The following is an 8,104-nucleotide window of genomic DNA, read 5'->3' on the forward strand; positions in this document are numbered from 1 at the left end:
ATAAGGAGCTGCTATGAAAAAAATCACTCTATGCTTAGTTTTATTTATCATACCGCTTTTAACCGGCTGTGGATCAGACACATCCGGCGACACGTACATAGCGGAAACTGATTACCAGTATAAGCAGTTGGCAGATTTAAGCTATCCAAAGGTACAGCAGGGGGATGGCGTTGTCTATCTTTATCACAACGGATTTATCTATTATCTTCAGGAGGGCGGGGATATGATCCTGCCCTTATGCAATAAGGCGGACTGCCTGCACGATCAGGAGACAGACCCGGAGAAGCTTCGGGAGTGCAACGCATCTGTGGACTCCTATGAGGAAAAGGCACCGGCATGGGAGTCCCGTGTAGGGATCGCCAAATGTGGGGAATCTCTTTACTGTCTGAACCCTGCGATATTCCTCCATACTCCGCAGACCCTTTTCCGCTATGCTTTGGACGGCACGGCAAAGGAGGCGGTGTATACATGGGACAGCGAGGAAAGCGCGGTTCTGGAATGGATCATCCACAGGGATGTGCTTTACTATGTGGAAAAGAGATATTATCTGGAGGACAATGAAACCAAGGTGGAAAATTCCTTTAAGGCGCTCTCGCTCACAGGCATCAATCCCCAGCCGGAAACTATTTACGTGGCAGATGAGGATTTGAGTGTGCTGGTTGTGGATAAGCCAAAAGCTTATGGAAACTATGTGTATTTTGAGATTATTGCCACCTGGCGTGACGGAGGCGCAGAAATCACGGAGGAGAACCTTTATGACAGGCTGTATGAGAGAACCTTTGTTTATAATACAGAAAAAGAGGAGCTGAAGGAGCTGGAGCTCCCAGGAATGCCTGCCTCTGTGTCGATCCTGGGGGTGCATTTCTGGCAGGATAAGCTGATTTTGGAACCCTATGACAAGGAAAAGGCAGGAGACGCCTCCATGCCTGTATACCTCACGGAGCTTGACGGCTCCAATCCCCGGGTGCTGCTTGAGGACGTTCCCCAGGCCGGGTATTTCCTGAGCGACGGGGAATATCTGTATCTGTTTGACGACTGGCTGCCGGATATAGACGACTGGCTGGATAATCCCGGCTGGTATACAGTCTATGACAAGGATTTGAATATAGTGGACACCTTCAGGGCGCCCCTCATGCCGGATGGGAAGCCTGAGAGGCTGCCTGTGGGGGAACGGGAGAGAATGTACTGTATTTATGAGGAGGAAAGCGGCTCATGGGGTGTTATGTGCTGGGACAAGGCAGGAATTGGCAGCTACCAGGGAGAAACCTTTTCCATGACAAAAATCCCATACCAATGACGGGGGCTTTGCTATGAGGCTGATCGGTTTTGAATGCAGGAAGCTGACAAAGCAGCTGCACATATGGCTTTTTACAGGTTTGCTGCTTACAGGAAACCTGTTTATGCTATATGCAAGCCAGAGAAGCACTCCAGCATATTTTTTTATCTTTCAGCAAAAGGACAGTTATGCTGCGTTTTGTCAGGGAGATAAAGGCGCGGACGCTATGGGCTTTTATCAACAGGAGCTGGATGCGCAGGAGGGCTATCTCGCTTCTTACAGGCAGTTTATCAATGAGATGGAAAGCCGGGCGGCAAAGATGAGGGAAACGGTTTTTTACAGAGATGAAAACAGTTATGTATTCCGAAATCTCCAAAAAACCTGTGAGGATTTTTCTGTCTTTGCAGACACGGCAGTTACGGCGGATAATTGTTTTGGACTGCGGGCCTTTGCGGAATATGACTACGGAATATTATTTCTTCTCATTTTTCTGGGATTAGTCACATGGTATGTATTGTTTTATGAACGGAACCGAAATCTGCTTTTGCTGTTAAAGGGATGCAGACAGGGGCACTGCCCATTGGCCTTTGCAAAGCTGATTACATTACTTTTGAGCGGCGCTTTTTATGTTTTGATTCAGGAAACAGGCGCGATACTATGCTTTGGCTGGATGTATGGCTATGGAGATTTGTCCAGGCCGGTGCAGTCTGTTTCGCTTTTTCGCAATTGCTCTTATGTATTGACGGCGGGACAGGCCATGGGTGTAACTCTTTTGATTCGGATTGGGATTGCCCTTTTAATGGGAGCGCTGATGTTCGGCGTTGGAATGTGCATCAAGAGCGAGATGGGGGCGGTGTTTGTAATTGGCATATTGCTTGGCGTCTTGTATGGGTTTAACAGGCTGCTCTATCCTGCAGGCTCCATGAATGCCCTGAAGTTTGTGAATCCCTTTTGTTACTGGAGTATGAAGCAGGCTCTTGGCTATTATCTGAACCTGAATTTCTTTGGTTATGCAGTGGGAAAAGATTTTTGTGCTGTAATTGTCCTGGGCTTCTTTACAATACTGCTTTCTCTGCTTGGAATCGTCATTTTCCACCGAACCTGTCAGATCAAACGGGACGGATACTGGGAGCGGTGGATGCAGTGGCTCAGAGGAAAATGGGGAGGAATCAGCAGGAGAAGCAGTCTGCTGTATTATGAGTTTTATAAGCTGCTTTTTCAACAAAAAAAATGGCTTGCTGTAGTGTTGTTATTGATTTGGACGGCCTGCAGTACGGCCGGCATCTATGCGCCTCAGTATTACGCATCCGCAAAAGAGGCGTCCTATCACGCTTATCTTGGAGAGCTTGCCGGTCCAGTGACTGACGAAACCCTTGTTTATCTTAAGCAGGAGGAAGCACGTTTTTTGCAGCTTAAGGAACAAATCCGTTCCTATGGAGAGGATATCTCAGGTGCAGACGCAATGAACCGACAGCTGCTGCAGTTTGAAATAGACCTGAAGGAGGAGGGATTTTTGCAGGTACAAAGCCAGCTGGAAGCTTTGGCGCAAAAACCGGGCAGGCTGAACGAGAAGTATTTGCTGGATGAGGCAGCCTATCTGAAGCTGTGGCAGGACACAGACAAAGAGGTGCTTTTGTGGCTTGGGGGAAGTATTTTTCTGCTCTTTTTGATCTGCGGAATTTATGCTGCAAGTGAGGGCAGTCAAATGCGGATACTGCTTCGTTCTACGCGAAAGGGACGAAGGGCCTTGCGCCGCAGCAAGGATGCCGCCGCTTTGCTTTGCACCATTACTGTATATTTGGCAGCAGAAGCCCCTTTATTTCTTGCATATGCCCGTATAGATGGTTTCTCTACGGCAGGCCAGAAGCTTTGTGATCTGGTAAACGTAAGCTGCTGCAGTGCAGTTACACTTTTTATGTTTGAGGGAACCGTATTTTTTCTGAAGGCAGTGAGCTTTTTACTGGCTGCATGGATGGGCCGCAGCCTTGCCAGGCGGCTTTCCCAGAAAACGGTAGCGTTTCTTTTGGGAAGCGGTTTGCTTGCAGTGGCAGCCTTGATTTTTTCCCGCTTTGGATGGAGCCTGCATATGCTCCTGCTGCGGCTATTGTAAAGAACAGGAGGAAATCCCATGGAGCTTAAGCTTTGCAATATTTCTAAAAGCTATAACCGGGGAAAAACCTATGCGGTGCAGAATATATCTGTAACGTTTACGCCTGGAGTATATGGACTATTGGGGCCAAACGGCGCTGGGAAAAGCACCCTGATGAATATGATTACCGATAATCTGGCTCCTGATATGGGTGAAATCACCATGGATGGAAAGGACATTCATACGCTGGGAGCCGACTATCGGGGCAGGCTTGGATATATGCCGCAGCAGCAGGGGCTTTATGAGGCTTTTACTGCTGAAGCCTTTCTTTGGTATATGGCGGCGCTGAAGGGCATGAAAAAGCGGCAGACGAAGGCTGCCATTGAAGAATTGCTTGAAGTAGTGAACCTAAAACAGGAACGGCACAAAAAGCTGAAATCCTTTTCCGGCGGAATGAAGCAAAGAATCCTGATTGCCCAGGCACTGTTAGACAGTCCCGATGTTTTGATTCTGGATGAGCCCACTGCGGGCTTAGACCCTGCGGAGCGCATTCGAATCCGCAATTTTATCAGTGAAAATGCCAAGAATAAGATTGTTCTTCTGGCTACTCATGTGGTGTCTGATGTGGAGTATATCTCAAAAGAAATTTTGATTTTAAGGCAAGGGAAGATGGTCCGCAAAGGACCGCCAAGGGAGCTTTTGGCGGAGCTTGATCATAAAGTGTTTGAAGCTCTGGTTACGCCGGAAGAGGAACCCTATTATCAGCAGGGAGGATATAAAATAGCAAACGTTTCTTTGACGGAGGATAAGGTATGTCTGCGGATCGTTTCAGATGAGATTCCTGTTGTAGGAGAGGTTCATTCCATCCGGCCTTGTCTGGAAGATGTGTATTTATATTGGGCAGAATGATTCCTGGGGTATCTGCCCCAAAATGAAAAAGAGGACGCTGCTTTGTCATCTGATTTGATGACCTGGCAGCGTCCTCTTAAAAGCCTTGCTTTATAGAAGCATTTTCTTAGCCGAAGTATCTCTTTAACAGACCCTCGAATGCCTTGCCGTGGCGAGCCTCGTCTCTTGCCATCTCATGCACGGTGTCATGAATAGCGTCAAGATTCAGAGCCTTTGCACGCTTAGCAAGATCAAACTTGCCTGCGGTAGCGCCGTTCTCAGCATCAACTCTCATCTCCAGATTCTTCTTGGTGGAATCGGTAACAACCTCACCCAAAAGCTCAGCAAACTTTGCTGCGTGCTCAGCCTCCTCGTAAGCAGCCTTTTCCCAGTACAGACCGATTTCGGGATATCCCTCTCTGTGAGCAACGCGAGCCATTGCAAGATACATACCAACCTCAGAGCACTCGCCCTCAAAGTTTGCGCGAAGGTCAGCGATAATATCCTCGGGAGCGCCCTGGGCAACGCCTACCACATGCTCTGCAGCCCATGTTTTCTCACCGGACTGAACGGTAAACTTCTCAGCGGGAGCATGGCAGATCGGGCACTCAGCGGGAGCTGCATCTCCTTCATAAACATAACCACATACTTGACATACAAATTTCATACTCTTAATCTCCTTTTCCTTATAAATAGTATTTTAAATTGAAAGAGCTTCCGTTTTTGCACAATTGCCGCAGGTACCGTAAAAATAAGTTACATGACCGTCAATGGTTCCGTTAAAATTGGCGCCGGCAATCTCCTTAATGCCTTCAATGCTTTCCATTTTCAGGTCTATTACACTGCCGCATTTTGTACAGATAAAATGGTAATGAGGTGAGGTGTCGGCATCGAAATGATCTGTACCGTCCCCCAGGCGCAGACGCTGTATCTCTCCGATGTCAGCCAGAAGAGAAAGGTTGCGGTAAACGGTGCCGAGACTGATATTCGGATTCTGCCTGCGGACATTCATATAAACAACGTCAGCGGTGGGATGGTCGTGCCTCGTCTTGAGGAAGTCTTTTATCATCTCGCGCTGCCTGCTGTATTTTAGTGCCATTGCATCCTCCTTTTCAAAAAATCAGTAATCATTACTGTTTTTATTATAAAGGATAATTTCAGATTGTCAATAGGATTAAAAAAATTTTTTCAGCGGTATCTTTCCGAAAGGTAAAGCTGCACTCTATTTTGGATCAGTCCTGTAACCTCTTCCACCGTTTTGTCTCCGGCAAAAAAGGCTTCACTTTCTTCGCACACAATTCTGAAAACATCATCATCAATGCTTCTGTTGTCCATATGGGAAGCTTGTATTGTTTCCATCAAAAGAGCAGTATCCTGCGCAGCAGCATCTATTTCTTTAGGTTCGGCTGTCTGCGCTGACGTCCTTATATATTGCTCAAAACTGTCTTTGCGCACAGGGAAAGAGGCTAAAAGACGGCTCCTTTCCTGATTTTCCCTGGACAGTAGGAATTCTAAGAAAGCCCATGCCCCCTCTTTATTTTTAGAAGCGCTGTTCATGGAAAGCCGCAGCTGGGAAGACATTTTGTGATAGGGCTCCCCGCTTAGGGAAGGATAGCCCTTCCAGCTGGAAGCTGAACCATATTGTTGCTGCAGCAGCAGAAATTCTTCCGTGCTTCCAAAGGAAATTTCCTGCAAAAGGATTACTCCCTCCTCAAAAAGAGCCTGAAATTCCTCCACAGTCACAGAATCCTCCATAGGCCCTGTCTGTATCATGCACATATCCCTGATTTCCGTAAGAAGCGCCGAAAAAGAAGCGTCAGTAAAATTACATTTTCCTTGCTCATAATCCACAAAGGAATCCATGCCTGCAAAGAGTGCAATGCCAAGGGCTTGCTGATAGGACATATAGACCACCAGGGGAGTGTCAGGGTGCGCAGCTGCATACTGGGTAAACTCTTCAAAGGTCCAGCCCTGTCCGGGGGTAGGAGCATGGCTCACATAAGTATTCACCCGAAAAAAGGGAATCACCAGCCGGAATTTTCCTCCAATCTGCCCATCCTCCCATACATTTTCCAGAATATTTTCCTTTTGTATAACTTGGCTGTCTTTTAGATAGGGTTCCAGATTCTCAAAAACTTCCTTGTCAGCCAGAGATGCCACATCCAATGCGCTTACATCGATCAAATCCGGCGCTTGGCCTTGCAGAATATCCAGGTATACATTTTCCATAATTTCTCCGGTCTCATCTCTTGGAAAGTAGTGAACCAGCTCTACAAAGTATTTCTGGGAGTATCTGTTAAACTGTCTCACCGTTTCCTCAACATCTGCAGTAGGCTGTCCGTTTATCAGCATAGTTCCAAGGGTTATGGTTTCCTTTTGAGGGAGAAGTCCCTCGTCGGTCCAGGAGATTACAGCCTTTTCGTAAAGCGTAAAGCCAGAAGCGTCTATTCTTTGAAAAAGCAGCACAAGCTCTCCGAGGCTGTTTTCGCCAAGCAGGCGCAAATTGCCGCCGTCCAGATTGATATAGGGATTCTGCCAGGAAAGTATTTTTTCCGGGGTATTTTCCTGCAAATCATAACAGTATAGGCTTTGTCCCGTGGCAATCCAAATGCAGTCCAAGGCACCAAAGACCTGCAGAATTCCTGCCTCATCGCCGTCGTAAGGAAAGGAGATATGTGCTGTAAACTGGCCGTTTTCTTCGTTTAAATAGTAAAAAAGCAGTTCTCCGCCCATGTCTTGATACCAATAAAACCCATCCATTCCAGAGACAAAGAAACCGTTTTCGGCCAAAGGCATACCGGATTCCCACTGCCCCGTCAGCCGTCCTTCTCTGTCAAAGACAAGAACGCTGCCTTCCCAGGTATACAGGCACAGCCGTCCCGCCGCGTCCACAGTGCAGCCCGCTGTATCCGCCAGCGTATTCTGGGGAATTTCTGTTACAGGAAGCGCATAAAGCTGCTGCCCCCTGCAGTCCCATTTACCTACATAATAAGTCTGTTCCTCTTCGGAAAAAAGCAGCTCATACAGGTTTGCACCTGCATCCAGCACTGCCTGTTTTACGCAAGAGCCATCTGCCTGCTTTAAAAGAAGTGTTTCCTCTTCAAAGCTATCCAAGTCTCTCCTGCAGAAGGAGACTACGGTGGTTTTATCCCCAGCACCATCCGTCTCCAAGTCCTTGCTCACATAAAAATAGGACTCCTCAAGGATACATTCAGACAGGATATTGGGAAGATTTAGATGCACCGCTTCCATTTGAGCCGTGGGAACCATGACCCCGGTGGGAACCAGGTACGGAGAAGGGGCTTCTTCCTCTTGTTTTCTACAGCCTGTTATGCCAAGAAAAAGTGCTGTCATTAAGATAAGTAAGGAAAAATGTTTCATAGAGTGTAACGCTCCAGTTTCTGATTTTAAGTATTTTAAATACGAAAGGTACAGCATAGGGTGCTGTACCTTTCAATTCTTCTAAAACGGACAACAAAGCCGAACGGTTTCTGTAATTCCATTTCTGTAATCTCTGAAACCGCAATTTTCAGAGCAATGATAGGTATAGGTCAAACGATAAACCTCAATTACATCATAACCAAAAAGAACACCATGGATGCAATCTACTTGTGTCGCGCTGATTAGTTCTCTTCCGGCTAAGGTTTCTATCACCCTGCCTGCATTGCAGTCGGGACATACCTGCGCACGAGGAGACACCTCCTGTGCAAAAACATGAGAGGACATAATACAAAACAAATGATGACTCCTGCGATTTTTTTTGCTATCTTCATTGTACATTCTCCTTTAAATTTTTTTGATCAAATCATTCATTTTATTTTCTGCAATGGACTTTTCCTTCGTTTAAAAGG

Annotated in this window: 6 protein-coding genes; 3 read left to right on the forward strand and 3 right to left on the reverse strand. The window is 46.8% G+C overall.

The features are described 5' to 3' along the window. Nucleotides 1–13: 13 nt before the first annotated feature. From AC1WIP_RS07890 to AC1WIP_RS07900, 3 genes are all read left to right on the forward strand, one after another. On the forward strand, nt 14–1,297 hold the full coding sequence (locus AC1WIP_RS07890; protein ID WP_481141336.1) for a hypothetical protein: 1,284 nt from the start codon (nt 14–16) through the stop codon (nt 1,295–1,297). Between the two features lie 205 nt (nt 1,298–1,502). Then, nucleotides 1,503–3,386, forward strand: coding sequence for a hypothetical protein (locus tag AC1WIP_RS07895; protein WP_481141337.1), 1,884 nt, complete (start codon nt 1,503–1,505; stop codon nt 3,384–3,386). Nucleotides 3,387–3,404: 18 nt separating this feature from the next. After that, nucleotides 3,405–4,274 (forward strand): ABC transporter ATP-binding protein, encoded by an 870-nt coding sequence (locus AC1WIP_RS07900; protein ID WP_481141338.1) that lies wholly within the window; start codon nt 3,405–3,407, stop codon nt 4,272–4,274. A gap of 106 nt (nt 4,275–4,380) precedes the next feature. Here AC1WIP_RS07900 and AC1WIP_RS07905 read toward each other — a convergent pair whose 3' ends face one another. The 3 genes from AC1WIP_RS07905 to AC1WIP_RS07915 form a co-directional block, all read right to left on the reverse strand. Further along, nucleotides 4,381–4,920, reverse strand: coding sequence for an NADH peroxidase (locus tag AC1WIP_RS07905; RefSeq protein WP_318703428.1), 540 nt, complete (start codon nt 4,918–4,920; stop codon nt 4,381–4,383). 33 nt (nt 4,921–4,953) lie between these two features. Continuing rightward, the gene (locus tag AC1WIP_RS07910; RefSeq protein WP_318703429.1) at nt 4,954–5,352 is read right to left on the reverse strand and encodes a Fur family transcriptional regulator; all 399 of its coding nucleotides are present in this window, start codon (nt 5,350–5,352) and stop codon (nt 4,954–4,956) included. 89 nt (nt 5,353–5,441) lie between these two features. Next, on the reverse strand, nt 5,442–7,634 hold the full coding sequence (locus tag AC1WIP_RS07915; protein WP_481141339.1) for an ABC transporter substrate-binding protein: 2,193 nt from the start codon (nt 7,632–7,634) through the stop codon (nt 5,442–5,444). Nucleotides 7,635–8,104 lie beyond the last annotated feature (470 nt).

It is taken from the genome of Acetatifactor sp., assembly GCF_982438285.1.